The organism is Pseudomonas sp. p106 (assembly GCF_003936645.1).
GTDB classification, from domain to species: domain Bacteria; phylum Pseudomonadota; class Gammaproteobacteria; order Pseudomonadales; family Pseudomonadaceae; genus Aquipseudomonas; species Aquipseudomonas putida_E.
The window spans coordinates 3,107-27,645 of the sequence record NZ_RHQR01000016.1 but is presented as its reverse complement, the minus strand read 5'-3'; the positions used below and the strand labels follow the sequence as shown (position 1 = coordinate 27,645).

The following is a 24,539-nucleotide window of genomic DNA, read 5'->3' as shown; positions in this document are numbered from 1 at the left end:
GCTTGTTTGTTGGCGAGAACACCGGCGGTCGGAAGATTACTCCCCTTCCGCCAGGGTCACACCTGCAGCGATTACCAGGAGGCCTTGACCAGACCTGGTACGTCACCGCGCATTGCGGCTTGACGCAGCATGTTACGGCCCAGGCCGAACTTACGGTATACACCGTGAGGACGACCGGTCAGGCGGCAACGGTTGCGCAGACGCGCAGCGCTGGCATCACGTGGCTGCTTCTGCAGAGCGACAACGGCAGCGAAACGCTCTTCAGGAGAGGCGTTCAGGTTGACGATGGTCGCTTTCAGCTCAGCACGCTTTTTGGCGAACTTGGCTACCGTGAGCTGACGCTTCAGCTCGCGGTTTTTCATGCTCTTCTTGGCCATTTTCCTACTCCAATCAGTTGCGGAACGGGAATTTGAATGCACGCAGCAGAGCGCGGCCTTCGTCATCCGAACGAGCAGTGGTGGTCAGGGTGATGTCCAAACCGCGCAGAGCATCGATCTTGTCGTAATCGATTTCCGGGAAGATGATCTGCTCTTTCACGCCCATGCTGTAGTTGCCACGGCCATCGAAGGACTTGGCATTCAGGCCGCGGAAGTCGCGGACCCGAGGCAGGGAGATCGCCAGCAGGCGGTCCAGGAATTCGTACATCTTTTCGCGACGCAGGGTCACCTTGACACCGATCGGCCATCCTTCACGGACTTTGAAGCCCGCGATGGATTTACGAGCGAAAGTCACAACCGGCTTTTGACCGGTGATCTTTTCCAGGTCGGCAACAGCGTGCTCGATGACTTTCTTGTCGCCGATCGCTTCGCCCAGGCCCATGTTCAGGGTGATCTTGGTAACGCGCGGAACTTCCATCACGTTCGACAGCTTAAGTTCTTCCTTAAGCTTAGGAGCGATTTCGTTCCGGTAAATCTCTTTCAGTCGTGCCATGGTCTTCTACCTAGCAGTGTTCAAGCATCAACCGCTTTTTGGGTCGACTTGAAGACACGAATTTTCTTACCGTCTTCTACTTTGAAACCAACGCGGTCAGCCTTGTTGGTTTCGCCATTGAAGATGGCAACGTTGGAAGCGTGCAGAGGCGCTTCTTTTTCGACGATACCGCCCTGAACGCCCGCCATCGGGTTAGGCTTGGTATGACGCTTGACCAGGTTCACACCACCGATGACCAGACGGTCGTCAGCGAGAACCTTCAGCACCTTACCGCGCTTACCTTTGTCTTTGCCGGCGATCACGATGATCTCGTCGTCACGACGAATCTTTTGCATGTCGGATCTCCTTACAGCACTTCAGGGGCGAGCGAGACGATCTTCATGAACTTCTCAGTACGAAGTTCACGGGTCACTGGCCCGAAGATGCGAGTGCCGATCGGCTCTTGCTTGGTGTTCAGCAGAACAGCAGCGTTGCCGTCGAAACGAATGATGGAACCGTCAGCGCGACGTACACCGTGACGGGTACGGACGACAACAGCGGTCATCACCTGGCCTTTTTTGACCTTACCGCGCGGAATTGCTTCCTTGACGGTTACTTTGATGATGTCACCGATGCCGGCGTAACGGCGGTGCGAACCGCCGAGCACCTTGATGCACATGACGCGACGAGCGCCGCTGTTATCGGCCACATCGAGCATGGATTGAGTCTGAATCATAAAATTTCTCCGACCCCTAGCCCTTAGACTTCAACAGCGCGTTCGAGGACTTCAACCAGTGCCCAGGACTTGGTCTTGGCCAGCGGACGGGTTTCACGGATAGAAACCTTGTCGCCGATTTTGCACTGGTTGGATTCGTCGTGCGCGTGCAGCTTAGTCGAACGCTTAACGTATTTACCGTAGATCGGGTGCTTGACGCGACGCTCGATCAGAACGGTGATGGTCTTGTCCATTTTGTCGCTGACGACACGGCCAGTCAGCGTACGGACGGTTTTTTCAGCTTCAGCCATGATCACTTACCTGCCTGCTGGTTAAGCACAGTTTTCACGCGAGCGATGTCACGCTTAACTTGCGAGAGCAGGTGCGACTGCCCCAACTGGCCAGTTGCCTTCTGCATACGCAGATTGAACTGGTCGCGCAGCAAGCCGAGCAGTTGCTCATTCAGTTGCTGTGCAGATTTTTCACGAAGTTCATTCGCTTTCATCACATCACCGTCCGCTTAACAAAGGAGGTGGCGAGAGGCAGCTTTGCAGCAGCCAGGGCGAAAGCTTCGCGCGCCAGCTCTTCAGAAACACCCTCGATCTCGTACAGGACTTTGCCTGGCTGGATCTGGGCAACCCAGTATTCCACGGAACCCTTACCTTTACCCATACGAACCTCGAGAGGCTTCTTGGAGATCGGCTTGTCCGGGAAGACACGGATCCAGATCTTGCCGCCACGCTTAACGTGACGGGTCAGAGCACGACGTGCCGACTCGATCTGGCGGGCGGTGAGGCGACCGCGAGCAACAGCTTTCAGGGCGAATTCGCCGAAGCTGACTTTGCTACCGCGCAGTGCCAGACCACGGTTGTGGCCGGTCATCTGCTTGCGGAATTTTGTACGCTTTGGTTGCAACATTTGGCGTACCCCTTACTTAGCAGCTTTTTTACGAGGCGCTGGTGCTTGTGGTTTCAGTTCTTCTTGGCGACCACCAATAACTTCGCCTTTGAAGATCCAAACCTTCACACCGATCACACCGTAAGTGGTGTGAGCTTCGTAGGTGTTGTAGTCGATATCGGCACGCAGGGTGTGCAGAGGCACACGACCTTCGCGATACCACTCGGTACGAGCAATCTCAGCACCGCCGAGACGACCGCTCACCTGGATCTTGATGCCCTTGGCACCAATACGCATGGCGTTCTGTACGGCGCGCTTCATGGCGCGACGGAACATTACGCGGCGTTCCAGCTGCTGAGCTACGCTCTGCGCAACCAGCATAGCGTCGAGTTCCGGCTTGCGGATCTCTTCGATGTTGATGTGCACAGGCACACCCATCTGCTTGGTCAGGTCCTGACGCAGCTTCTCGACATCCTCACCTTTCTTACCGATAACGATACCGGGACGAGCGGTGTGGATGGTGATGCGTGCAGTTTGAGCCGGACGATGAATATCGATACGGCTTACGGACGCGCTTTTTAGTTTGTCTTGGAGGTACTCACGCGTTTTCAGATCCTTCAAGAGGTAATCTGCGTAAGTAGCACCGTCTGCGTACCAGACGGAGGTGTGCTCCTTGACGATTCCCAGGCGAATGCCAGTGGGATGTACTTTCTGACCCATCTGATCGACTCCGTTACTTGTCCGCAACCTTGACAGTGATATGGCAAGACCGCTTGACGATGCGATCAGCACGGCCTTTGGCACGTGGCATGATGCGCTTCAGCGAACGCCCTTCGTTGACGAAGACGGTGGAGACCTTCAGGTCATCAACGTCTGCGCCTTCGTTGTGTTCGGCGTTGGCAACGGCCGACTCGAGGACTTTCTTCATGATTTCAGCGGCTTTTTTGCTGCTGAAGGCCAACAGGTTGAGCGCTTCGCCCACCTTCTTCCCGCGGATCTGGTCGGCGACCAAGCGGGCTTTCTGGGCGGAGATGCGAGCGCCCGACAACTTAGCGGCTACTTCCATTTCCTTACCCCTTAACGCTTGGCTTTCTTGTCAGCCACGTGCCCGCGATAGGTGCGGGTACCGGCGAACTCGCCCAGTTTGTGGCCGACCATGTCTTCGTTCACGAGAACTGGAACATGCTGGCGACCGTTGTGAACCGCGATGGTCAGACCGACCATTTGTGGCAGGATCATCGAACGACGCGACCAGGTTTTAACTGGCTTGCGATCATTCTTCTCCACCGCCACTTCGACCTTCTTCAGCAGGTGAAGATCGATAAAAGGACCTTTTTTCAGAGAACGTGGCACTGTCGTATCCCTCTAGTTACTTGCGACGACGGACGATCATGTTGTCGGTACGCTTATTACCACGGGTTTTAGCACCCTTGGTTGGGAAGCCCCATGGCGATACCGGATGACGACCACCGGAGGTACGACCTTCACCACCACCATGTGGGTGGTCAACCGGGTTCATGGCAACACCACGAACGGTTGGGCGAACGCCGCGCCAGCGTTTGGCACCAGCTTTACCCAGCGAGCGCAGGCTGTGCTCGGAGTTCGAGACTTCGCCCAGGGTCGCACGGCACTCAGCCAGTACTTTACGCATCTCACCGGAACGCAGACGCAGAGTCACGTAGACGCCTTCACGAGCGATCAGCTGAGCCGAGGCACCAGCGGAACGAGCGATCTGAGCACCTTTACCCGGCTTCAGTTCGATGCCGTGAATGGTGCTACCTACTGGGATGTTGCGCAGCTGCAGGGAGTTACCGGCCTTGATTGGGGCCAGAGCACCTGCGATCAGCTGGTCGCCAGCACTCACGCCTTTAGGGGCGATGATGTAGCGACGCTCACCGTCTGCGTAGCACAGCAGGGCGATGTGAGCAGTACGGTTTGGATCGTATTCGATACGCTCGACAGTGGCTGGGATGCCATCTTTGTCGTTGCGACGGAAGTCGACCAGACGGTAATGCTGCTTATGACCACCACCAACGTGACGAGTGGTGATGCGGCCATTGTTGTTACGACCACCAGACTTCGATTTCTTCTCGAGCAGCGGTGCGTGAGGAGCGCCTTTATGCAGCTCCTGGTTGACCACCTTGACCACGAAACGGCGGCCAGGGGAAGTCGGTTTGCATTTAACGATTGCCATGATGCACCCCTTCCTTACTCAGCACTGCTGCTGAAATCGAGATCTTGGCCTGGCTGAAGGGAGACGATCGCCTTCTTCCAGTCATTACGCTTGCCCAGACCACGTGCGGTACGCTTGGTTTTACCCAGAACGTTAACAGTCGACACGTTTTCAACTTTTACGTTGAACAGGCCTTCGACAGCTTTCTTGATTTCCAGCTTGGTTGCGTCAGTAGCAACCTTGAATACGAACTGGCCTTTTTTCTCAGCCAGAACGGTAGCCTTCTCGGAAACGTGCGGGCCAAGGAGGACTTTGAATACGCGTTCCTGGTTCATCCCAGCAGCTCCTCGAATTTCTTCACGGCCGAGACAGTGATCAACACTTTCTCGTATGCGATCAGACTGACCGGGTCGGAACCTTGAACGTCACGTACATCGACGTGCGGCAGGTTACGAGCAGCCAGGTACAGGTTCTGATCAACAGCGTCCGAAACGATCAGAACATCGCTCAGACCCATGCCGTTCAGCTTGTTCAGCAGATCTTTGGTTTTCGGTGCTTCAACAGCGAAGTCCTGAACCACGACCAGACGGTCGCTACGCACCAGCTCAGCGAGGATGGAGCGCAGAGCTGCGCGGTACATCTTCTTGTTGAGCTTCTGCGAGTGATCCTGAGGACGAGCTGCGAAGGTTACACCACCGCCACGCCAGATCGGACCACGAGTGGTACCAGCACGAGCACGGCCAGTACCCTTCTGACGCCATGGGCGCTTACCGCCACCAGCCACGTCGGAACGGGTCTTTTGCTGCTTGGTGCCCTGACGGCCGCCGGCCATATAGGCCACGACTGCTTGGTGTACCAGCGTCTCGTTGAATTCGCCACCGAAAGTCAGTTCGGAAACTTCGATCGCCTGAGCGTCATTTACATTAAGTTGCATGTCAGTTTCCCCTTAACCGCGAGCCTTGACAGCCGGACGTACAACCACGTCGCCGCCAGTAGCGCCAGGAACGGCACCCTTGACCAGCAGCAGGTTGCGCTCAGCGTCTACGCGAACTACTTCCAGGGACTGAACAGTCACGCGCTCGGCGCCCATGTGACCGGACATTTTCTTGCCCTTGAACACACGACCAGGAGTCTGGCACTGGCCGATGGAGCCTGGGACACGGTGCGACACGGAGTTACCGTGGGTGTTGTCCTGGCCACGGAAGTTCCAGCGCTTGATGGTACCGGCAAAGCCTTTACCTTTGGACTGACCAGTAACGTCTACCAGCTGGCCTGCAGTGAAGAGTTCAGCTTTGATCGAGTCGCCAGCCTGGAACTCGCCTTCTTCAAGGCGGAACTCCCAGACACCGCGACCAGCGGCAACGTTGGCCTTGGCGAAGTGACCTGCCTGAGCGGCAGTCACACGCGAAGCACGACGCTCGCCGACAGTGACTTGCACTGCACGGTAGCCATCGGTTTCTTCAGTTTTGAACTGGGTGACGCGATTCGGCTCGATCTCAATGACCGTGACCGGAATGGAGACACCTTCTTCGGTGAAAATGCGGGTCATACCGCACTTGCGACCGACTACACCAATAGTCATGTTGTAAACCTCATGAGTGTACGGGGCTTTCACCCGCTATGGCCGCCCATTTCAGAGCGTTACACGACAAGACCGAAGTCTTAGCCGAGGCTGATCTGCACTTCCACACCTGCCGCCAGATCAAGCTTCATCAGCGCGTCAACGGTTTTATCCGTCGGCTGGACGATGTCCAGAACACGCTTATGAGTGCGGATCTCGTACTGGTCACGCGCGTCTTTGTTGACGTGCGGGGAGACCAGAACGGTGAAACGCTCTTTGCGGGTAGGCAGTGGAATTGGACCACGCACTTGTGCACCAGTACGTTTCGCGGTTTCCACGATTTCCTGGGTGGATTGGTCGATCAGGCGATGGTCGAAAGCCTTCAACCTGATTCGGATTTGCTGATTTTGCATTGGATTTCAGACTCCAGGCTGTTCCCAACGGACGCACTACGCCCGCTAAAAGGAGGCGTGATTCTATAGACGCCCCTATTTAGTGTCAACCCAATAAAAAAAACCCCCGCTGAGCGGGGGTTTTTTTCAATCGGTCGAGTGATTACTCGATGATTTTGGCTACGACGCCGGCGCCGACGGTACGACCGCCTTCACGGATAGCGAAGCGCAGACCGTCTTCCATTGCGATGGTCTTGATCAGGGTAACAGTCATCTGAATGTTGTCACCTGGCATTACCATTTCAACGCCTTCCGGCAGTTCGCAGTTACCGGTCACGTCAGTGGTACGGAAGTAGAACTGAGGACGGTAGCCTTTGAAGAACGGAGTGTGACGGCCGCCTTCTTCCTTCGACAGAACGTAGACTTCTGCGGTGAACTTGGTGTGCGGCTTGACCGAACCTGGCTTGACCAGAACCTGGCCACGCTCAACGTCGTCACGCTTGGTACCACGCAGCAGAACGCCGCAGTTCTCGCCAGCACGACCTTCGTCCAGCAGCTTGCGGAACATCTCAACACCAGTGCAGGTGGTGGTGGTGGTGTCACGCAGACCAACGATTTCCAGCGGATCCTGAACGCGGACGATACCACGCTCGATACGACCGGTAACAACGGTACCACGACCCGAGATCGAGAATACGTCTTCGATCGGCATCAGGAACGGCTGGTCGATGGCACGAACTGGCTCAGGAATGTAGCTGTCCAGAGTTTCTACCAGCTTCTTGACAGCGGTAGTGCCCATTTCGTTGTCGTCTTTGCCTTCCAGAGCCATACGAGCAGAACCGATGATGATCGGAGTGTCGTCGCCTGGGAAGTCGTAGGTGGACAGCAGGTCGCGAACTTCCATCTCGACCAGTTCCAGCAGCTCGGCGTCGTCTACCAGGTCAGCCTTGTTCAGGAAGACCACGATGTACGGAACGCCAACCTGACGGGACAGCAGGATGTGCTCACGGGTTTGTGGCATCGGACCATCGGCGGCCGAGCAAACCAGGATCGCGCCGTCCATCTGGGCAGCACCGGTGATCATGTTCTTCACGTAGTCAGCGTGACCTGGGCAGTCAACGTGAGCGTAGTGACGAATGGTCGAGTTGTACTCAACGTGAGCGGTGTTGATGGTGATACCGCGCGCTTTTTCTTCCGGAGCCGAGTCGATCTTGTCGAACTCAACGATTGCCGAGCCGAAAACTTCGGAGCAAACGCGAGTCAGAGCTGCGGTCAGAGTGGTCTTACCGTGGTCAACGTGGCCGATGGTGCCAACGTTAACGTGCGGAAGGGAACGATCAAATTTTTCTTTAGCCACGACAGTGAACCTCTTGCCTAAAGGGGATTAGCCTTGTTTTTTAACGAGTGCTTCGACGATGTTCGACGGAGCTTCGGCGTATTTGGAGAATTCCATGGAGTAGCTTGCGCGACCCTGAGACATGGAACGAACGTCGGTCGCATAACCGAACATTTCTCCGAGCGGTACTTCAGCACGGACGACGCGGCCGGAGACCGACTCATCCATACCCTGGACCAGACCACGACGACGGTTCAGGTCACCCATCACGTCACCCAGGTAGTCTTCCGGGGTTACAACTTCGACCTTCATGATCGGCTCGAGGACCACGCCACCGCCCTTCTGGGCCAGTTGCTTGGTTGCCATCGAAGCAGCGATCTTGAACGCCATTTCGTTGGAGTCGACGTCGTGGTACGAACCGTCGAATACCGTGGCCTTCAGGCCGATCAGAGGATAACCGGCAACGACGCCGTTTTTCATCTGCTCTTCGATACCCTTCTGGATCGGGGCGATGAATTCCTTAGGAATCACACCACCAACGACTTCGTTGGAGAACACCAGACCTTCGGTGATGTTGCCTTTCTCGTCCTGATCTGGCTCCGAGAAACGGATCCAGCAGTGACCGAACTGACCACGACCACCCGACTGACGAACGAACTTGCCTTCGATCTCAACGCCGGACTTGGTGATCTTCTCGCGGTACGAAACCTGCGGCTTACCGATGTTGGCTTCGACGTTGAACTCGCGCTTCATGCGGTCAACGAGGATGTCCAGGTGCAGCTCACCCATGCCCGAGATGATGGTCTGGCCAGTCTCTTCGTCGGTCTTGACGCGGAACGACGGGTCTTCCTGGGCCAGCTTGCCCAGAGCAATACCCATCTTCTCCTGGTCAGCCTTGGTTTTCGGCTCGACGGAGAGCGAAATCACCGGCTCAGGGAAGTCCATACGCTCAAGAATGATTGGCTTGTCGGCGTTGCACAGGGTTTCGCCCGTGGTCACGTCCTTCATGCCGATCAGTGCCGCGATGTCGCCAGCGCGCACTTCCTTGATCTCTTCACGCTGGTTGGCGTGCATCTGCACCATACGACCAACGCGCTCTTTCTTGCCCTTGACCGAGTTGATGACCGAGTCACCGGAGCTCAGTACGCCGGAGTAGACGCGAACGAAGGTCAGAGTACCAACGAACGGGTCGGTCGCGATCTTGAACGCCAGAGCAGAGAACGGCTCGTTGTCGTCGGCGTGACGCTCGTCTTTACGAACAGCCGGATCGTCTTTGTCCAGGTCCTTGTCGTCCGGGTTGATACCCTGGATTGCAGGGATCTCGGTCGGAGCAGGCAGGTAGTCGATGACGGCGTCGAGAACCAGGGGAACGCCCTTGTTCTTGAACGACGAACCGCAGACAGCCGGTACGATTTCGCTGGCCAGGGTGCGCGCGCGCAGACCGGCTTTGATCTCTTCGACGGTCAGCTCTTCGCCTTCCAGGTACTTGTTCATCAGCTCTTCGCTGGACTCGGCAGCAGCCTCAACCATGTTGGAGCGCCACTCTTGAGCCAGCTCCAGCATATCGGCAGGAATTTCTTCCTCGCGATAAGTGGTGCCTTTGTCGTCGTCGTTCCAGTAGATAGCCTTCATCTTGATCAGGTCGACCTGACCCTGGAAGTTATCTTCCGAACCGATGGCCAGCTGAACAGGAACCGGGGTGTGACCCAGACGGTTCTTGATCTGACCTACGACGCGCAGGAAGTTTGCACCGGCACGGTCCATCTTGTTCACGTAAACAACACGTGGAACGCCGTACTTGTTGGCCTGACGCCATACGGTTTCGGACTGAGGCTCAACGCCGGAGGTACCGCAGAACACAACGACCGCGCCGTCGAGTACACGCAGCGAACGCTCTACTTCAATGGTGAAGTCAACGTGGCCAGGGGTATCGATGACGTTTACACGGTAGTTGTCGTACTGACCAACGGAACCCTTCCAGAAGGTGGTAACGGCAGCGGAGGTAATGGTGATACCGCGCTCCTGCTCCTGCACCATCCAGTCGGTGGTCGCGGCGCCGTCGTGCACCTCGCCCATCTTGTGGCTCAGACCTGTGTAGAACAGGATCCGCTCGGTAGTGGTAGTCTTGCCCGCGTCAACGTGAGCACAGATACCGATGTTACGGTAGCGGTTAATTGCTGTAGTACGAGCCATAAAGCCCTCGCAAAAATGTTGATGCTTGAATTAGAAGCGGTAGTGCGAGAACGCTTTGTTGGCTTCAGCCATACGGTGCACGTCTTCACGCTTCTTGACTGCAGCACCCTTGCCTTCGGCAGCATCCAGCAGCTCGCCAGCAAGGCGCAGAGCCATCGACTTCTCGCCGCGCTTGCGGGCGTAGTCTACGAGCCAGCGCATTGCCAGAGCGTTACGACGGGATGGACGAACTTCAACCGGAACCTGGTAAGTGGCACCGCCGACACGACGGGACTTTACTTCGACCAGCGGAGCGATGGCGTCGAGAGCTTTCTCGAAGATTTCCAGGGGGTCGCTGTTCTTGCGTGCTTTGACGGTATCCAGGGCACCGTAAACGATGCGCTCGGCTACGGCCTTCTTGCCGCTTTCCATCACGTGGTTCATGAACTTGGCGAGGATCTGGGATCCGTACTTCGGATCGTCAAGGATCTCACGTTTTGCTGCTACACGACGTCTTGGCATGATAAGCCCTCAAACGGTCTTCAGGTTAGCCCGGGACGTGGGTCTTCGACCCCTGCCCGACCTTACTCTTATCGACTCAAAAAAATGGATGTCTGCAAACGGCCGATTACTTCGGACGCTTGGTACCGTACTTCGAACGACCCTGGTTACGGCCTTTGACGCCCGAAGTATCCAGAGAGCCGCGAACGGTGTGGTAACGAACACCTGGCAAGTCTTTTACACGGCCGCCACGGATCAGGACGACGCTGTGCTCTTGCAGGTTGTGGCCTTCACCGCCGATGTACGAGGAAACCTCGAAACCGTTGGTCAGACGCACACGGCATACTTTACGCAGTGCCGAGTTAGGTTTTTTCGGCGTGGTGGTGTACACGCGGGTGCACACGCCACGACGTTGCGGGCAGTTCTGCAGCGCAGGAACGTCGGACTTTTCGACCGAACGCTTACGCGGCTGACGTACCAGCTGGTTGATAGTTGCCATCTACTAGCTCCACTGATTGTCTTGCGACTCTATTGTCTTGCAAGAAAGCCAAAAATTGGCGAGACGGAGCCTCACCAAATTTAAGGGTACAAAAGTCTAAAGAGGATCTTGCACCCAGTCAAGACAAGGCCCCGGCCCGCCCCGCCCGATCATCGGCAACATTCCATGTCTCCGATGACCGTTCGGGGCTTGCCGGGGCCCTGCCCTGTACTTAGTTACCGCTGGAATTCAGCGCTTCGGTCAGTGCGGCTTCCACCTCACTGGCACTTACGCGCAGCGGTTTGTCGGCTTCACGGCGACGCTTACGCTCGCTGTGGTAGGCCAGACCGGTACCGGCCGGGATCAGACGACCCACGACCACGTTCTCTTTCAGGCCGCGCAGGTAATCGCGCTTGCCGGTTACGGCCGCTTCGGTCAGCACGCGGGTGGTTTCCTGGAAGGAAGCCGCGGAGATGAACGACTCGGTCGAAAGCGACGCCTTGGTGATACCCAGCAACACACGGGTGAACTTCGAGACGAACTTGTCATCGGCGGCGAGACGCTCGTTCTCGACCAGCACCTGAGTCAGTTCCATCTGGTCGCCCTTGATGAAGCTGGAATCGCCCGACTCGGAGATCTCGACCTTACGCAGCATCTGACGCAGGATGGTCTCGATGTGCTTGTCGTTGATCTTAACGCCTTGCAGACGGTAAACGTCCTGGATCTCGTTGACGATGTATTTCGCCAGCGCGCTCACACCCAGCAGACGCAGGATGTCGTGCGGATCGCTCGGGCCGTCGGAGATAACTTCACCGCGGTTTACCTGTTCGCCTTCGAAGACGTTCAGGTGACGCCACTTCGGAATCAGCTCTTCGTACGGATCGCTACCGTCGGTCGGGGTAATGACCAGGCGACGCTTGCCTTTGGTCTCCTTGCCGAATGCGATGGTGCCGCTGACTTCAGCCAGAATCGAGGCTTCTTTCGGACGACGCGCTTCGAACAGGTCGGCAACACGCGGCAGACCACCGGTGATGTCACGGGTCTTCGACGTTTCTTGCGGGATACGCGCAATAACGTCACCAACGCCGATCTGTGCACCGTCAGCAACACCAACCAAGGCGTTCGCTGGCAGGAAGTACTGTGCAGGTACGTCGGTACCTGGCAGGTACAGATCCTTGCCATTGGCGTCGACCATCTTGATTGCCGGACGGATTTCCTTGCCTGCGGCAGGGCGATCCTTGACGTCCAGTACTTCGATGTTGGTCAGGCCGGTCAGCTCGTCGGTCTGGCGCTTGATGGTGATGTTTTCTTCCATGCCCACGAAGGTCACGGTACCTTTCAGCTCGGTAACGATCGGGTGGGTGTGCGGATCCCACTTGGCGACGATGGCGCCAGCTTCGACCTTGTCACCTTCCTTGACCGAAATCACCGCACCGTAAGGCAGCTTGTAACGCTCGCGCTCACGGCCGAATTCATCGGCAATGGCCAGCTCACCGGAACGCGATACGGCAACCAGGTTGCCATCGGCACGCTCGACCTGCTTCAGGTTGTGCAGACGCACCATACCGCCGTTCTTCACCTGGACGCTGTCGGCAGCCGAAGTCCGGCTTGCAGCACCACCGATGTGGAACGTACGCATGGTCAGCTGGGTACCAGGCTCACCGATCGACTGGGCAGCGATAACGCCGACAGCTTCACCGATGTTCACCTGATGACCGCGGGCCAGGTCACGACCGTAGCACTTGGCACAGATACCGTAGCGGGTTTCGCAGTTGATCGGCGAACGTACGACAACTTCGTCGATGCTGTTCAGCTCGATGAACTCGACCCACTGCTCGTCGACCAGGGTACCGGCAGGAACGATGACGTCCTCGGTGCCTGGCTTGAACACGTCACGGGCGATGACACGGCCCAGTACACGCTCACCCAACGGCTCCACGACGTCACCGCCTTCGATGTGCGGAGTCATCAGCAGGCCGTGGTCGGTACCACAATCGATCTCGGTTACAACCAGGTCTTGCGCAACGTCCACCAGACGACGGGTCAGGTAACCGGAGTTCGCAGTCTTCAACGCGGTATCCGCCAGACCTTTACGAGCACCGTGAGTCGAAATGAAGTACTGGAGTACGCTCAGACCTTCACGGAAGTTCGCAGTGATCGGCGTCTCGATGATCGAGCCGTCCGGCTTGGCCATCAGGCCACGCATACCGGCCAGCTGACGGATCTGTGCTGCGGAACCCCGCGCACCGGAGTCAGCCATCATGTACATCGAGTTGAAGGACTCTTGCTCGACTTCTTTGCCCTCGCGGTCAATGACCTTCTCTTTCGAGAGGTTGGCCATCATCGCCTTGGACACTTCGTCGTTCGCCTTGGACCACAAGTCGATGACCTTGTTGTACTTCTCGCCCTGGGTTACCAGGCCGGAGGCGTACTGGCTCTCGATTTCCTTCACTTCATCAGTGGCGCTGCCAATGATGCGCGCTTTTTCATCAGGGATGACGAAGTCATTCACACCGATGGAAACGCCGGAAATGGTCGAGTAGGCGAAACCGGTGTACATCAACTGGTCGGCGAAGATAACGGTCTCTTTCAGACCAACCACGCGGTAGCACTGGTTGATCAGCTTGGAGATCGCCTTTTTCTTCATCGGCTGGTTGACCACATCGTACGGCAGGCCTGCCGGTACAACCTGGAACAGCAGTGCACGGCCGACAGTGGTGTCGACGATGCGGGTGTTCTTGGTGATGCTGCCATCACGGTCTTTCACGGTCTCGTTGATACGGACCTTGATTTTCGCGTGCAGAGCGGCTTCGCCGGCGCGGAATACGCGGTCGACTTCCTGCAGGTCGGCGAACACGCGACCTTCGCCCTTGGCATTGATGGCTTCACGGGTCATGTAGTACAGACCCAGTACAACGTCCTGCGACGGAACGATGATTGGCTCACCGTTGGCTGGCGACAGAATGTTGTTGGTCGACATCATCAGCGCGCGCGCTTCAAGCTGTGCTTCCAGGGTCAGAGGCACGTGAACGGCCATCTGGTCACCGTCGAAGTCGGCGTTGTACGCAGCACAGACCAGCGGGTGCAGCTGAATGGCCTTGCCTTCGATGAGCACAGGCTCGAACGCCTGGATACCCAGACGGTGAAGGGTCGGTGCACGGTTCAGCAGTACGGGGTGTTCGCGAATCACTTCAGCGAGAACGTCCCATACCTCTGGCAGCTCGCGCTCGACCATCTTCTTGGCAGCCTTGATGGTGGTCGCCAGACCACGCATTTCTAGCTTGCCGAAAATGAACGGCTTGAACAGCTCGAGGGCCATCTTCTTCGGCAGACCGCACTGATGCAGACGCAGGGTCGGGCCTACGGTAATTACCGAACGGCCGGAGTAGTCCACACGCTTGCCGAGCAAGTTCTGACGGAAACGACCTTGCTTACCTTTGATCATGTCGGCCAGGGACTTCAGCGGACGCTTGTTCGAGCCAGTGATGGCGCGACCGCGACGGCCGTTGTCCAGCAGGGCGTCTACCGCTTCCTGCAGCATGCGCTTTTCGTTGCGCACGATGATGTCCGGCGCCGACAGATCGAGCAGGCGCTTCAGACGGTTGTTACGGTTGATCACCCGACGATACAGGTCGTTCAGGTCGGAGGTCGCGAAGCGGCCACCATCCAGCGGAACCAGCGGACGCAGGTCCGGCGGCAGTACTGGCAGAACGGTCAGGACCATCCACTCAGGCAGGTTGCCCGAGCCCTGGAAAGCTTCCATCAGCTTCAGGCGCTTGGACAGCTTCTTGATCTTGGTTTCCGAGTTGGTCTGCGGAATCTCTTCGCGCAGGCGACCGATCTCGTGCTCCAGGTCGATAGCGTGCAGCAGCTCGCGGACAGCCTCGGCACCCATGCGGGCGTCGAAATCGTCACCGAACTCTTCCAGCGCTTCGAAGTACTGCTCGTCGTTCAGCAGCTGACCCTTCTCGAGGGTAGTCATGCCTGGGTCGATGACGACGTAGCTCTCGAAGTAGAGCACGCGCTCGATGTCACGCAGGGTCATGTCCATCAGCAGGCCGATACGGGACGGCAGCGACTTCAGGAACCAGATATGGGCAACCGGCGAAGCCAGCTCGATGTGCGCCATGCGCTCACGACGAACCTTGGCCAAGGCAACTTCAACGCCGCACTTCTCGCAGATCACACCGCGGTGCTTGAGGCGCTTGTACTTGCCGCACAGGCACTCGTAGTCCTTGACCGGGCCAAAGATCTTGGCGCAGAAAAGGCCGTCACGCTCAGGTTTGAACGTACGGTAGTTGATGGTTTCCGGCTTCTTAACTTCACCGAACGACCACGAACGGATCATTTCAGGCGACGCCAGACCGATGCGGATGGCGTCGAACTCTTCGACTTGACCCTGGTTTTTCAGCAAATTCAGTAGGTCTTTCAAGGCCTTTCCTCCTGGCGGAGCAGGAAGCGGGCTGTACCAGCCCCACTCCCCTTCGCGTCACGTGTTATTCGGTTTCCAGATCGATATCGATACCGAGCGAACGGATCTCTTTGATCAACACGTTGAAGGACTCGGGCATGCCCGGCTCCATACGGTGATCGCCATCCACGATGTTCTTGTACATCTTGGTACGGCCGTTCACGTCGTCCGACTTCACTGTGAGCATTTCTTGCAGGGTGTATGCCGCGCCGTATGCTTCCAGCGCCCACACTTCCATCTCCCCGAAACGCTGACCACCGAACTGCGCCTTACCACCCAGCGGCTGCTGGGTAACCAGGCTGTAGGAACCAGTGGAACGCGCGTGCATCTTGTCGTCCACCAAGTGGTTCAGCTTGAGCATGTACATGTAACCAACGGTCACAGGACGCTCGAACTTGTTGCCGGTACGACCGTCGAACAGCACCATCTGGCCGCTCTCTGGCAGGTCAGCCAGCTTCAGCATGGCCTTGATCTCGCGCTCCTTGGCACCGTCGAAGACCGGAGTAGCCATAGGCACGCCTTTCTTCAGGTTGTGCGCCAGGGCGAGGATCTCTTCGTCGGTGAACTCTTCCAGGTTCTCCTGACGACCACCGATCTCGTTGTAGATCTCGGTGAGGAAGCCACGCAGCTCAGCGGCTTTGCGCTGTTCTTCGATCATGCGGTCGATCTTCTCGCCCAGACCTTTGGCCGCGAGGCCCAGGTGGGTTTCAAGGATCTGACCGACGTTCATACGCGAAGGTACGCCCAGCGGGTTCAGTACGACGTCGACCGGAGTACCGTTGGCATCGTGCGGCATGTCTTCTACCGGCATGATGACCGAGACCACACCTTTGTTACCGTGACGACCGGCCATCTTGTCACCCGGCTGGATGCGACGGCGGATGGCCAGGTAAACCTTGACGATCTTCAGTACGCCCGGTGCCAGGTCATCGCCCTGCTGCAGCTTGCGCTTCTTGTCTTCGAATTTGTCGTCCAGCAGGCGACGGCGATCGACGATGTACTGCTGAGCCTTTTCCAGCTGCTCGTTCAGTGCATCTTCAGCCATGCGCAGCTTGAACCACTGGCCGTGCTCCAGACCGTCCAGCACTTCGTCAGTGATCACGGTGCCTTTCTTCAGGCCCGCGCCACCGTCGACCACTTGGCCGTTCAGGGCAGAACGCAAACGCTCGAAGGTTGCACCTTCGACGATACGGAACTCTTCGTTGAGGTCCTTGCGAATCTCGTCCAGCTGCATCTTCTCGATGGCCAGTGCGCGGCTGTCGCGCTCTACGCCATCACGAGTGAAGACCTGTACGTCGATGACGGTACCCTTGGTGCCAGTCGGCACGCGCAGGGAGGTATCCTTAACGTCGCTGGCCTTCTCACCGAAGATCGCGCGCAGCAGTTTTTCTTCCGGAGTCAGCTGGGTTTCGCCTTTTGGCGTGACCTTGCCGACCAGGATGTCGCCAGCGCCGACTTCAGCACCTACGTAGACGATACCGGCTTCGTCCAGCTTGTTCAGCGCAGCTTCACCCACGTTCGGGATATCCGCAGTGATTTCCTCTGGGCCAAGCTTGGTGTCACGCGCCACACAGGTGAGTTCCTGAATGTGGATTGTGGTAAAGCGGTCTTCCTGAACCACACGCTCGGACAGGCAGATGGAGTCTTCGAAGTTGAAGCCGTTCCACGCCATGAACGCGATGCGCATGTTCTGACCCAGCGCCAGTTCACCCATGTCGGTGGACGGGCCGTCGGCCATGATGTCGCCGCGCGCAACCTTGTCACCTTTGCTAACCAGCGGACGCTGGTTGATGCAGGTGTTCTGGTTGGAGCGGGTGTACTTGGTCAGGTTGTAGATATCTACACCTGCTTCACCGGTCTCGACTTCGTCGTCAGCTACGCGAACGACGATACGGCTGGCGTCGACGGAGTCGATCACACCACCGCGACGAGCAACCACGCAGACACCGGAGTCACGGGCAACGTTGCGCTCCATGCCGGTACCGACCAGCGGCTTGTCAGCACGCAGGGTTGGTACAGCCTGACGCTGCATGTTCGAACCCATGAGTGCACGGTTGGCGTCGTCGTGCTCGAGGAACGGAATCAGCGAGGCAGCAACGGAAACAACCTGCTTCGGCGATACGTCCATCAGGGTGACGTCTTCCGGCGCCTTGACGGTGAATTCGTTCAGGTGACGAACGGCCACCAGTTCGTCGATCAGTTGCTTCTTGTCGTTCATCGCGGCCGAAGCCTGGGCGATGACGTGATCCGCTTCTTCGATCGCCGACAGGAACACGATGTCATCGCTGACCACGCCTTCCTTCACCACACGGTACGGGCTTTCCAGGAAGCCGTACTGGTTGGTGCGGGCATAGGCCGCCAGGGAGTTGATCAGACCGATGTTCGGACCTTCAGGGGTCTCGATCGGGCACACGCGGCCGTAGTGGGTCGGGTGTACGTCACGGACTTCGAAGCCTGCGCGCTCACGGGTCAGACCGCCCGGGCCGAGCGCGGAAACACGGCGCTTGTGGGTGATCTCGGAGAGCGGGTTGTTCTGGTCCATGAACTGCGAAAGCTGGCTGGAACCGAAGAACTCTTTCACCGCCGCCGCAACCGGCTTGGCGTTGATCAGGTCCTGCGGCATCAGGCCTTCGCTTTCAGCCATCGACAGGCGTTCCTTGACCGCGCGCTCGACGCGCACCAGGCCAACACGGAACTGGTTCTCGGCCATCTCGCCGACGCAACGTACGCGACGGTTACCGAGGTGGTCGATGTCGTCGACGATGCCTTTACCGTTACGGATATCGACCAGGGTCTTGAGAACCTCGACGATGTCTTCCTTGCTCAGCACGCCCGAACCTTCGATCTCGGTACGACCGATACGACGGTTGAACTTCATGCGGCCTACGGCCGACAGGTCGTAACGCTCAGCGCTGAAGAACAGGTTGTTGAACAGGGTCTCGGCAGCATCCTTGGTTGGCGGCTCGCCTGGGCGCATCATGCGATAGATCTCGACCAGCGCTTCCAGTTGGTTGCTGGTGGTGTCGATCTTCAGGGTGTCCGAGATGAACGGACCGCAGTCGATGTCGTTGGTGTACAGCGTCTCGATGCGAACGACCTGAGCCTTGGCGATCTTGATCAGCAGCTCGGTGGTCAGCTCGGTGTTGCACTCGGCGATGATCTCGCCGGTGGCCGGATGCACGATGGCCTTGGCGGTGGTGCGGCCCAGGACGTATTCCATCGGAACGTCCAGCTGGTTCACACCGGCCTTCTCGAGCTGGTTGACGTGGCGCGCGGTAATACGGCGGCCCTGCTCAACGATGACCTTGCCGGTTTCGTCATGGATGTCCATGACCGCAACTTCACCACGCAGACGCTGAGGCACCAGTTCCAGGCTGAGTTTCTCGCCGGAAATATGGAACACGTTGGTGGTGTAGAAGGTGTTCAGAACCTCTTCGGTGCTGTAACCCAAGGCGCGCAGCAGTACCGAGGCCGGCAGTTTGCGACGACGGTCGATACGGACGAACACGCAGTCTTTCGGGTCGAACTCGAAGTCCAACCAGGAGCCGCGGTACGGAATGATGCGAGCGGAGTACAGCAGCTTGCCGGAGCTGTGCGTCTTGCCACGGTCGTGGTCGAAGAACACACCAGGCGAACGGTGCAGCTGGGAAACGATCACACGCTCGGTACCGTTGATAACGAAGGTACCGTTCTCAGTCATCAGGGGGATTTCACCCATGTAGACTTCTTGCTCTTTGATGTCCTTGATCGCTTTGTTCGACGATTCCTTGTCGAAGATGATCAGGCGCACCTTGACCCGCAGCGGGACCGCGAAGGTCACGCCACGCAGGACACATTCCTTCACATCGAAGGCGGGTTCGCCCAGGCGATAGCCTACGTACTCCAGGGCAGCATTGCCGGAGTAGCTGATGATCGGAAATACCGATTTGAAGGCCGCGTGCAGGCCGACGTCGCGGAACTGATCCTTGGATGCTCCCGCTTGCAGGAATTCGCGATACGAATCCAGCTGGATGGCCAGGAGGTAAGGCACATCCATGACGTCCGGCAACTTGCTAAAGTCCTTGCGGATACGTTTTTTCTCAGTGTATGAGTAAGCCATCAGCGTTCCCCAGCTTGGTCACCTGCTTGTTTGGCTTCTCCCGGCGGGAGCAGCCAGAAAATCGTGCAAACCCCTTGGTTTGCGCCACCCACATGGGTGTCTTGCAGCTTGTTATCGGGGCCGACCTGATCGGCCACCAATAACGGAAAAAGGCCGGTGGCATAAGCCACCAGCCATCAGCCTTTGCTCAACGCTCCGGCTGGAGTCGCAAAGTCGAGATTACTTCAGCTCGACTTTAGCGCCTGCTTCTTCCAGCTTCTTCTTAGCGTCTTCAGCGGCTTCTTTCGAAACGCCTTCAGCTACGACCTGAGGAGCGCCATCGACTTTCTCTTTGGCTTCTTTCAGGCCCAGACCGGTCAGCTCGCGAACGGCTTTGATCACGTTCACTTTCTTGTCGCCGGCTTCAACCAGAACAACGTTGAACTCGGTCTGCTCTTCAACAACGGCAGCAGCAGCAGCTGGGCCAGCAGCGGCAACAGCAGCGGTAACGCCGAAGGTTTCTTCCATAGCTTTGATCAGCTCAACAACTTCCAGAACGGTTTTCTGGCCGATTGCTTCGATGATTTGCTCGTTAGTCAGGGACATGACTTAAATCCTGTATTGGGGTGACAGCCTACGCAGCCATCAAATTAAACATATGATTTTGAAAGAGGTTACGCGGCCTTAGGCAGCAGCAGCTTCTTTCTGGTCGCGAACGGCCGCCAGAGTACGAGCCAGCTTGCTGGTAGCGCCTTGAATAACGCTCATCAGACGTGCGATAGCTTCGTCACGGGTCGGCAAGGTAGCCAGTACATCGATCTGGTTGGCGGCAATGAAATTGCCGTCAAACGCAGCTGCCTTGATCTCGAACTTGTCCTGACCCTTGGCGAACTCTTTGAACAGACGAGCAGCAGCGCCCGGGTGTTCGTTGGAGAAAGCAATCAGGGTCGGGCCTTTGAACGCGTCGTTGAGGATCGAATACTCGGTGCCTTCAACTGCGCGCTTGAGCAGGGTGTTACGTACGACACGTACGTATACGCCAGCTTCGCGGGCCTCTTTACGGAGTCCGGTCATTGCGCTTACAGTCACACCACGGGCATCGGCCACGACAGCGGACAGAGCGACTTTGGCAGCCTCGTTGACTTCAGCGACGATGGCTTTCTTGTCTTCGAGTTTAATTGCCACGGGTTTACTCCTGGTTTTTACCGTTTCATCTGGCCGAAGCCAAATGTCGTTTTGGTGTCTGATTCGGTAACGAATCGGGAGCACCATCTGCGTAGGCTTGAGGTTTAAGGCTTGCGCCGCCTACGGTCTTGGATAGCCCCCGCCAGGCAGGGACCCCAATTTTGCTGATGGCGCGACGGATCGCGCCATCATTGCCTTACGCGTTCAGCGAGCTCTGATCGATGACCAGACCTGGGCCCATAGTGGTGCTCAGGGTAACGCGCTTGACGTAGATACCTTTCGAAGAAGCCGGCTTGATACGCTTCAAATCAGCGATCAGGGCCTCAACGTTTTCCTTCAGCTTGCCAGCTTCGAAGCCGACCTTGCCAACGGAGGTGTGGATGATACCGTTTTTGTCGGTGCGATAGCGAACCTGACCGGCCTTGGCGTTTTTCACAGCCGTGGCAACATCAGGAGTCACAGTACCGACTTTCGGGTTAGGCATCAGGCCGCGAGGACCCAGAACCTGACCCAGCTGACCCACAACGCGCATGGCATCTGGCGATGCGATGACTACGTCATAGTTCAGGTCGCCGCCTTTCATTTCGGCAGCCAGATCGTCCATACCTACACGGTCAGCGCCGGCAGCCAGAGCGGCCTCAGCAGCTGGACCCTGGGTGAAGACAGCAACGCGTACGGTCTTGCCAGTGCCGTGTGGCAGCACGGTAGCGCTACGTACGACCTGGTCGGATTTACGCGGGTCAACACCGAGGTTGACAGCAACGTCGAAAGATTCGCTGAACTTCACGGTGGACAGTTCAGCCAGCAGCGCAGCTGCGTCTTCGAAGTTGTAAACTTTGCCAGCTTCGATTTTCGAAGCAATAGCCTTTTGGCGCTTGGTCAGCTTAGCCATTACACACCCTCCACGTTCAGGCCCATGCTGCGGGCAGAGCCAGCGATGGTGCGTACAGCAGCGTCCAGGTCAGCAGCGGTCAGATCAGCCTGTTTAGCTTTGGCGATATCTTCCAGCTGAGCACGGGTCACGGTACCGACCTTGACGGTGTTCGGGCGAGCCGAACCACTGGTCAGGCCAGCAGCTTTCTTCAGCAGAACCGAGGCAGGGGTGCTCTTGGTTTCGAAAGTGAAGCTACGGTCACTGTAAACAGTGATGATCACAGGAGTCGGCAGGCCGGCTTCTTGACCCTGAGTACGGGCGTTGAAGGCCTTGCAGAATTCCATGATATTCACACCGTGTTGGCCCAGTGCTGGACCAACGGGTGGGCTTGGGTTGGCCTGGCCGGCCTTAACTTGCAGCTTGATGTAAGCCTGAATCTTCTTAGCCATGAGCTACTCCAATATCGGGTACGAACGCCAGATGGCTCCCCGGATGACTTGCGTTTTATCCCAGTGACGACAAAACCCCGCAGCACACAGGGCTGCGGGGTATGGGATGCTTCGTCCGCCTAGACCTTTTCGACCTGGCTGAACTCGAGCTCTACCGGAGTAGAGCGACCGAAAATGAGCACCGCCACCTGGAGGCGACTCTTTTCGTAGTTAACCTCTTCGACGTTACCATTGAAGTCAGCGAACGGACCGTCAATGACTCGAACCACTTCACCCGGCTCGAACAACGTCTTCGGCTTCGGCTTGTCACTACCATCGGCAACGCGACGCAGGATAGCCTCAGCTTCTTTATCAGTGATCGGTGCAGGCTTATCTGCAGTGCCACCAATAAAGCCCATCACACGAGGGGTGTCCTTGACCAAGTGCCAAGTCCCTTCGTTCATCTCCATCTGGACCAGAACATAGCCAGGGAAGAATTTACGCTCACTTTTGCGCTTCTGGCCGTTGCGCATTTCGACGACTTCTTCGGTCGGGACCAGGATCTCGCCGAAACCGTCTTCCATGCCTGCCAGCTTGACGCGCTCTATCAGGGAGCGCATAACATGCTTCTCGTAACCCGAGTAAGCATGCACAACATACCAACGCTTAGCCACGGGACACCTTTAGCCAACGATCAGGGAGACCGCCCAGCCGAGCAGGGAATCAAGACCCCACAGCAGCAGTGCCATAACCAGCACGACAGCCACGACAATCAGCGTGGTCTGGGTGGTTTCCTGGCGGGTCGGCCACACGACTTTACGGATCTCAGTACGAGCTTCCTTCGCAAGCGCAAAGAACGACTTACCCTTCGCAGTCTGCAGAGCTACAAAGCCTGCAACAGCAGCCAGGGCGAGAAGCGCAAGAACGCGGTACAGGATTGGGGAGGCGGAGTAATACTGATTACCCACTACACCAATAACCACCAAAGCCACTACAGCCAGCCACTTGAACAGATCAAAACGCGATTCTTGGGCTTCAGTTTTGGGAGTCATCGGGGAGGATCCTGTAAGAAGAAAGCCAATCACACCGAGGTGAATGGCAGGTCAGGAGGGAATCGAACCCCCAACCTACGGTTTTGGAGACCGTCGCTCTGCCAATTGAGCTACTGACCTGTAACGCTGTATCAGGCCGGCCATTATACCGGCCTGATCAAGTAAATCAACTACTTATTCGATAATTTTTGCTACGACGCCGGCGCCGACGGTACGACCGCCTTCACGGATAGCGAAGCGCAGACCGTCTTCCATTGCGATGGTCTTGATCAGGGTAACAGTCATCTGAATGTTGTCACCTGGCATTACCATTTCAACGCCTTCCGGCAGTTCGCAGTTACCGGTCACGTCAGTGGTACGGAAGTAGAACTGAGGACGGTAGCCTTTGAAGAACGGAGTGTGACGGCCGCCTTCTTCCTTCGACAGAACGTAGACTTCTGCGGTGAACTTGGTGTGCGGCTTGACCGAACCTGGCTTGACCAGAACCTGGCCACGCTCAACGTCGTCACGCTTGGTACCACGCAGCAGAACGCCGCAGTTCTCGCCAGCACGACCTTCGTCCAGCAGCTTGCGGAACATCTCAACACCAGTGCAGGTGGTGGTGGTGGTGTCACGCAGACCAACGATTTCCAGCGGATCCTGAACGCGGACGATACCACGCTCGATACGACCGGTAACAACGGTACCACGACCCGAGATCGAGAATACGTCTTCGATCGGCATCAGGAACGGCTGGTCGATGGCACGAACTGGCTCAGGAATGTAGCTGTCCAGAGTTTCTACCAGCTTCTTGACAGCGGTAGTGCCCATTTCGTTGTCGTCTTTGCCTTCCAGAGCCATACGAGCAGAACCGATGATGATCGGAGTGTCGTCGCCTGGGAAGTCGTAGGTGGACAGCAGGTCGCGAACTTCCATCTCGACCAGTTCCAGCAGCTCGGCGTCGTCTACCAGGTCAGCCTTGTTCAGGAAGACCACGATGTACGGAACGCCAACCTGACGGGACAGCAGGATGTGCTCACGGGTTTGTGGCATCGGACCATCGGCGGCCGAGCAAACCAGGATCGCGCCGTCCATCTGGGCAGCACCGGTGATCATGTTCTTCACGTAGTCAGCGTGACCTGGGCAGTCAACGTGAGCGTAGTGACGAATGGTCGAGTTGTACTCAACGTGAGCGGTGTTGATGGTGATACCGCGCGCTTTTTCTTCCGGAGCCGAGTCGATCTTGTCGAACTCAACGATTGCCGAACCGAAAACTTCGGAGCAAACGCGAGTCAGAGCTGCGGTCAGAGTGGTCTTACCGTGGTCAACGTGGCCGAT

29 protein-coding genes and 1 tRNA gene are annotated in these 24,539 nt (G+C 57.2%); all 30 read right to left on the bottom strand.

The window, feature by feature from the left end; genetic code table 11:
* Nucleotides 1-71: 71 nt before the first annotated feature.
* On the bottom strand, nucleotides 72-377 hold the full coding sequence (gene rpsN / locus EGJ09_RS19030; protein WP_012316516.1) for a 30S ribosomal protein S14: 306 nt from the start codon (nucleotides 375-377) through the stop codon (nucleotides 72-74).
* A 13-nt stretch (nucleotides 378-390) separates the two neighbouring features.
* Nucleotides 391-930 carry a 50S ribosomal protein L5 gene (gene rplE, locus EGJ09_RS19025; RefSeq protein WP_012316517.1) on the bottom strand — a complete coding sequence of 180 codons (540 nt, stop codon included), beginning with the start codon at nucleotides 928-930 and terminating at the stop codon, nucleotides 391-393.
* A gap of 20 nt (nucleotides 931-950) precedes the next feature.
* Nucleotides 951-1,265 (bottom strand): 50S ribosomal protein L24, encoded by a 315-nt coding sequence (gene rplX / locus EGJ09_RS19020; RefSeq protein WP_003255476.1) that lies wholly within the window; start codon nucleotides 1,263-1,265, stop codon nucleotides 951-953.
* An 11-nt stretch (nucleotides 1,266-1,276) separates the two neighbouring features.
* A complete protein-coding gene (gene rplN, locus EGJ09_RS19015) occupies nucleotides 1,277-1,645 on the bottom strand; it encodes a 50S ribosomal protein L14 (RefSeq protein ID WP_008089810.1) in 369 nt (122 codons plus the stop codon).
* Nucleotides 1,646-1,668: 23 nt separating this feature from the next.
* A complete protein-coding gene (rpsQ, locus tag EGJ09_RS19010) occupies nucleotides 1,669-1,935 on the bottom strand; it encodes a 30S ribosomal protein S17 (RefSeq protein ID WP_008089812.1) in 267 nt (88 codons plus the stop codon).
* 2 nt (nucleotides 1,936-1,937) lie between these two features.
* A complete protein-coding gene (gene rpmC / locus EGJ09_RS19005) occupies nucleotides 1,938-2,129 on the bottom strand; it encodes a 50S ribosomal protein L29 (protein ID WP_002555481.1) in 192 nt (63 codons plus the stop codon).
* On the bottom strand, nucleotides 2,129-2,542 hold the full coding sequence (gene rplP / locus EGJ09_RS19000; RefSeq protein WP_003255479.1) for a 50S ribosomal protein L16: 414 nt from the start codon (nucleotides 2,540-2,542) through the stop codon (nucleotides 2,129-2,131). Before rplP ends, rpmC begins: the two co-directional genes overlap by 1 nt.
* Before the next feature lie 12 nt (nucleotides 2,543-2,554).
* Nucleotides 2,555-3,241 carry a 30S ribosomal protein S3 gene (rpsC, locus tag EGJ09_RS18995; RefSeq protein ID WP_003255481.1) on the bottom strand — a complete coding sequence of 229 codons (687 nt, stop codon included), beginning with the start codon at nucleotides 3,239-3,241 and terminating at the stop codon, nucleotides 2,555-2,557.
* A 13-nt stretch (nucleotides 3,242-3,254) separates the two neighbouring features.
* On the bottom strand, nucleotides 3,255-3,587 hold the full coding sequence (gene rplV, locus EGJ09_RS18990) for a 50S ribosomal protein L22 (protein WP_003103908.1): 333 nt from the start codon (nucleotides 3,585-3,587) through the stop codon (nucleotides 3,255-3,257).
* An 11-nt stretch (nucleotides 3,588-3,598) separates the two neighbouring features.
* Nucleotides 3,599-3,874: a 30S ribosomal protein S19 gene (rpsS, locus tag EGJ09_RS18985; protein WP_003255482.1), complete on the bottom strand. Its 276-nt coding sequence runs from the start codon at nucleotides 3,872-3,874 to the stop codon at nucleotides 3,599-3,601.
* Nucleotides 3,875-3,890: 16 nt separating this feature from the next.
* On the bottom strand, nucleotides 3,891-4,715 hold the full coding sequence (gene rplB / locus EGJ09_RS18980) for a 50S ribosomal protein L2 (protein WP_012316518.1): 825 nt from the start codon (nucleotides 4,713-4,715) through the stop codon (nucleotides 3,891-3,893).
* Nucleotides 4,716-4,729: 14 nt separating this feature from the next.
* Nucleotides 4,730-5,029, bottom strand: a complete 300-nt coding sequence (gene rplW / locus EGJ09_RS18975; protein ID WP_003255484.1) for a 50S ribosomal protein L23 — start codon at nucleotides 5,027-5,029, stop codon at nucleotides 4,730-4,732.
* Nucleotides 5,026-5,628 carry a 50S ribosomal protein L4 gene (gene rplD / locus EGJ09_RS18970; RefSeq protein WP_003255485.1) on the bottom strand — a complete coding sequence of 201 codons (603 nt, stop codon included), beginning with the start codon at nucleotides 5,626-5,628 and terminating at the stop codon, nucleotides 5,026-5,028. Before rplD ends, rplW begins: the two co-directional genes overlap by 4 nt.
* Before the next feature lie 12 nt (nucleotides 5,629-5,640).
* Nucleotides 5,641-6,276: a 50S ribosomal protein L3 gene (rplC, locus tag EGJ09_RS18965; RefSeq protein WP_012316519.1), complete on the bottom strand. Its 636-nt coding sequence runs from the start codon at nucleotides 6,274-6,276 to the stop codon at nucleotides 5,641-5,643.
* An 80-nt stretch (nucleotides 6,277-6,356) separates the two neighbouring features.
* A complete protein-coding gene (gene rpsJ / locus EGJ09_RS18960) occupies nucleotides 6,357-6,668 on the bottom strand; it encodes a 30S ribosomal protein S10 (RefSeq protein WP_003186070.1) in 312 nt (103 codons plus the stop codon).
* A 142-nt stretch (nucleotides 6,669-6,810) separates the two neighbouring features.
* Entirely contained in the window at nucleotides 6,811-8,004 is a 1,194-nt protein-coding gene (gene tuf, locus EGJ09_RS18955) for an elongation factor Tu (RefSeq protein ID WP_003255489.1), read from the bottom strand.
* Between the two features lie 27 nt (nucleotides 8,005-8,031).
* The gene (gene fusA, locus EGJ09_RS18950) at nucleotides 8,032-10,176 is read right to left on the bottom strand and encodes an elongation factor G (protein ID WP_046788136.1); all 2,145 of its coding nucleotides are present in this window, start codon (nucleotides 10,174-10,176) and stop codon (nucleotides 8,032-8,034) included.
* Between the two features lie 30 nt (nucleotides 10,177-10,206).
* Nucleotides 10,207-10,677 (bottom strand): 30S ribosomal protein S7, encoded by a 471-nt coding sequence (gene rpsG, locus EGJ09_RS18945; protein ID WP_003246741.1) that lies wholly within the window; start codon nucleotides 10,675-10,677, stop codon nucleotides 10,207-10,209.
* A gap of 106 nt (nucleotides 10,678-10,783) precedes the next feature.
* Entirely contained in the window at nucleotides 10,784-11,155 is a 372-nt protein-coding gene (rpsL, locus tag EGJ09_RS18940; protein ID WP_003255492.1) for a 30S ribosomal protein S12, read from the bottom strand.
* Nucleotides 11,156-11,366: 211 nt separating this feature from the next.
* Entirely contained in the window at nucleotides 11,367-15,566 is a 4,200-nt protein-coding gene (gene rpoC / locus EGJ09_RS18935) for a DNA-directed RNA polymerase subunit beta' (RefSeq protein WP_039601744.1), read from the bottom strand.
* Between the two features lie 64 nt (nucleotides 15,567-15,630).
* The gene (gene rpoB / locus EGJ09_RS18930; protein WP_012316522.1) at nucleotides 15,631-19,704 is read right to left on the bottom strand and encodes a DNA-directed RNA polymerase subunit beta; all 4,074 of its coding nucleotides are present in this window, start codon (nucleotides 19,702-19,704) and stop codon (nucleotides 15,631-15,633) included.
* Nucleotides 19,704-19,874 carry a hypothetical protein gene (locus EGJ09_RS26465; protein ID WP_155294789.1) on the bottom strand — a complete coding sequence of 57 codons (171 nt, stop codon included), beginning with the start codon at nucleotides 19,872-19,874 and terminating at the stop codon, nucleotides 19,704-19,706. The genes rpoB and EGJ09_RS26465 overlap by 1 nt, the downstream gene beginning before the upstream one ends.
* 49 nt (nucleotides 19,875-19,923) lie before the next feature.
* A complete protein-coding gene (rplL, locus tag EGJ09_RS18925; RefSeq protein ID WP_003255496.1) occupies nucleotides 19,924-20,289 on the bottom strand; it encodes a 50S ribosomal protein L7/L12 in 366 nt (121 codons plus the stop codon).
* Between the two features lie 78 nt (nucleotides 20,290-20,367).
* Nucleotides 20,368-20,868 (bottom strand): 50S ribosomal protein L10, encoded by a 501-nt coding sequence (rplJ, locus tag EGJ09_RS18920; protein ID WP_012316523.1) that lies wholly within the window; start codon nucleotides 20,866-20,868, stop codon nucleotides 20,368-20,370.
* Nucleotides 20,869-21,064: 196 nt separating this feature from the next.
* A complete protein-coding gene (rplA, locus tag EGJ09_RS18915) occupies nucleotides 21,065-21,760 on the bottom strand; it encodes a 50S ribosomal protein L1 (RefSeq protein WP_008089131.1) in 696 nt (231 codons plus the stop codon).
* Complete coding sequence (gene rplK, locus EGJ09_RS18910; protein WP_003255500.1) at nucleotides 21,760-22,191, bottom strand: 50S ribosomal protein L11; 432 nt, start codon at nucleotides 22,189-22,191, stop codon at nucleotides 21,760-21,762. Before rplK ends, rplA begins: the two co-directional genes overlap by 1 nt.
* Before the next feature lie 119 nt (nucleotides 22,192-22,310).
* On the bottom strand, nucleotides 22,311-22,844 hold the full coding sequence (nusG, locus tag EGJ09_RS18905; RefSeq protein WP_012316525.1) for a transcription termination/antitermination protein NusG: 534 nt from the start codon (nucleotides 22,842-22,844) through the stop codon (nucleotides 22,311-22,313).
* A gap of 9 nt (nucleotides 22,845-22,853) precedes the next feature.
* Entirely contained in the window at nucleotides 22,854-23,222 is a 369-nt protein-coding gene (gene secE / locus EGJ09_RS18900) for a preprotein translocase subunit SecE (protein WP_046788137.1), read from the bottom strand.
* A 44-nt stretch (nucleotides 23,223-23,266) separates the two neighbouring features.
* Nucleotides 23,267-23,342, bottom strand: a tRNA-Trp gene (locus EGJ09_RS18895).
* A gap of 54 nt (nucleotides 23,343-23,396) precedes the next feature.
* Nucleotides 23,397-24,539, bottom strand: a 1,143-nt coding sequence (gene tuf / locus EGJ09_RS18890) for an elongation factor Tu (protein WP_125924594.1), incomplete at its 5' end; no start/stop codon positions are given.

Coding starts and splice junctions, on each gene's coding strand:
- rpsN (WP_012316516.1), bottom strand. CDS start 377: ATGGCCAAGAAGAGCATGAAAAACCGCGAGCTGAAGCGTCAGCTCACG.
- rpsC (WP_003255481.1), bottom strand. CDS start 3,241: ATGGGTCAGAAAGTACATCCCACTGGCATTCGCCTGGGAATCGTCAAG.
- rplN (WP_008089810.1), bottom strand. CDS start 1,645: ATGATTCAGACTCAATCCATGCTCGATGTGGCCGATAACAGCGGCGCT.
- fusA (WP_046788136.1), bottom strand. CDS start 10,176: ATGGCTCGTACTACAGCAATTAACCGCTACCGTAACATCGGTATCTGT.
- rplK (WP_003255500.1), bottom strand. CDS start 22,191: ATGGCTAAGAAGATTCAGGCTTACATCAAGCTGCAAGTTAAGGCCGGC.
- rplA (WP_008089131.1), bottom strand. CDS start 21,760: ATGGCTAAGCTGACCAAGCGCCAAAAGGCTATTGCTTCGAAAATCGAA.
- secE (WP_046788137.1), bottom strand. CDS start 23,222: ATGACTCCCAAAACTGAAGCCCAAGAATCGCGTTTTGATCTGTTCAAG.
- rpoB (WP_012316522.1), bottom strand. CDS start 19,704: ATGGCTTACTCATACACTGAGAAAAAACGTATCCGCAAGGACTTTAGC.
- rplD (WP_003255485.1), bottom strand. CDS start 5,628: ATGCAACTTAATGTAAATGACGCTCAGGCGATCGAAGTTTCCGAACTG.
- rplC (WP_012316519.1), bottom strand. CDS start 6,276: ATGACTATTGGTGTAGTCGGTCGCAAGTGCGGTATGACCCGCATTTTC.
- rpmC (WP_002555481.1), bottom strand. CDS start 2,129: ATGAAAGCGAATGAACTTCGTGAAAAATCTGCACAGCAACTGAATGAG.
- rplW (WP_003255484.1), bottom strand. CDS start 5,029: ATGAACCAGGAACGCGTATTCAAAGTCCTCCTTGGCCCGCACGTTTCC.
- rpsL (WP_003255492.1), bottom strand. CDS start 11,155: ATGGCAACTATCAACCAGCTGGTACGTCAGCCGCGTAAGCGTTCGGTC.
- rpsJ (WP_003186070.1), bottom strand. CDS start 6,668: ATGCAAAATCAGCAAATCCGAATCAGGTTGAAGGCTTTCGACCATCGC.
- rplX (WP_003255476.1), bottom strand. CDS start 1,265: ATGCAAAAGATTCGTCGTGACGACGAGATCATCGTGATCGCCGGCAAA.
- rplL (WP_003255496.1), bottom strand. CDS start 20,289: ATGTCCCTGACTAACGAGCAAATCATCGAAGCAATCGGCCAGAAAACC.
- rplP (WP_003255479.1), bottom strand. CDS start 2,542: ATGTTGCAACCAAAGCGTACAAAATTCCGCAAGCAGATGACCGGCCAC.
- rplE (WP_012316517.1), bottom strand. CDS start 930: ATGGCACGACTGAAAGAGATTTACCGGAACGAAATCGCTCCTAAGCTT.
- rpsQ (WP_008089812.1), bottom strand. CDS start 1,935: ATGGCTGAAGCTGAAAAAACCGTCCGTACGCTGACTGGCCGTGTCGTC.
- rpsG (WP_003246741.1), bottom strand. CDS start 10,677: ATGCCAAGACGTCGTGTAGCAGCAAAACGTGAGATCCTTGACGATCCG.
- rplB (WP_012316518.1), bottom strand. CDS start 4,715: ATGGCAATCGTTAAATGCAAACCGACTTCCCCTGGCCGCCGTTTCGTG.
- rplV (WP_003103908.1), bottom strand. CDS start 3,587: ATGGAAGTAGCCGCTAAGTTGTCGGGCGCTCGCATCTCCGCCCAGAAA.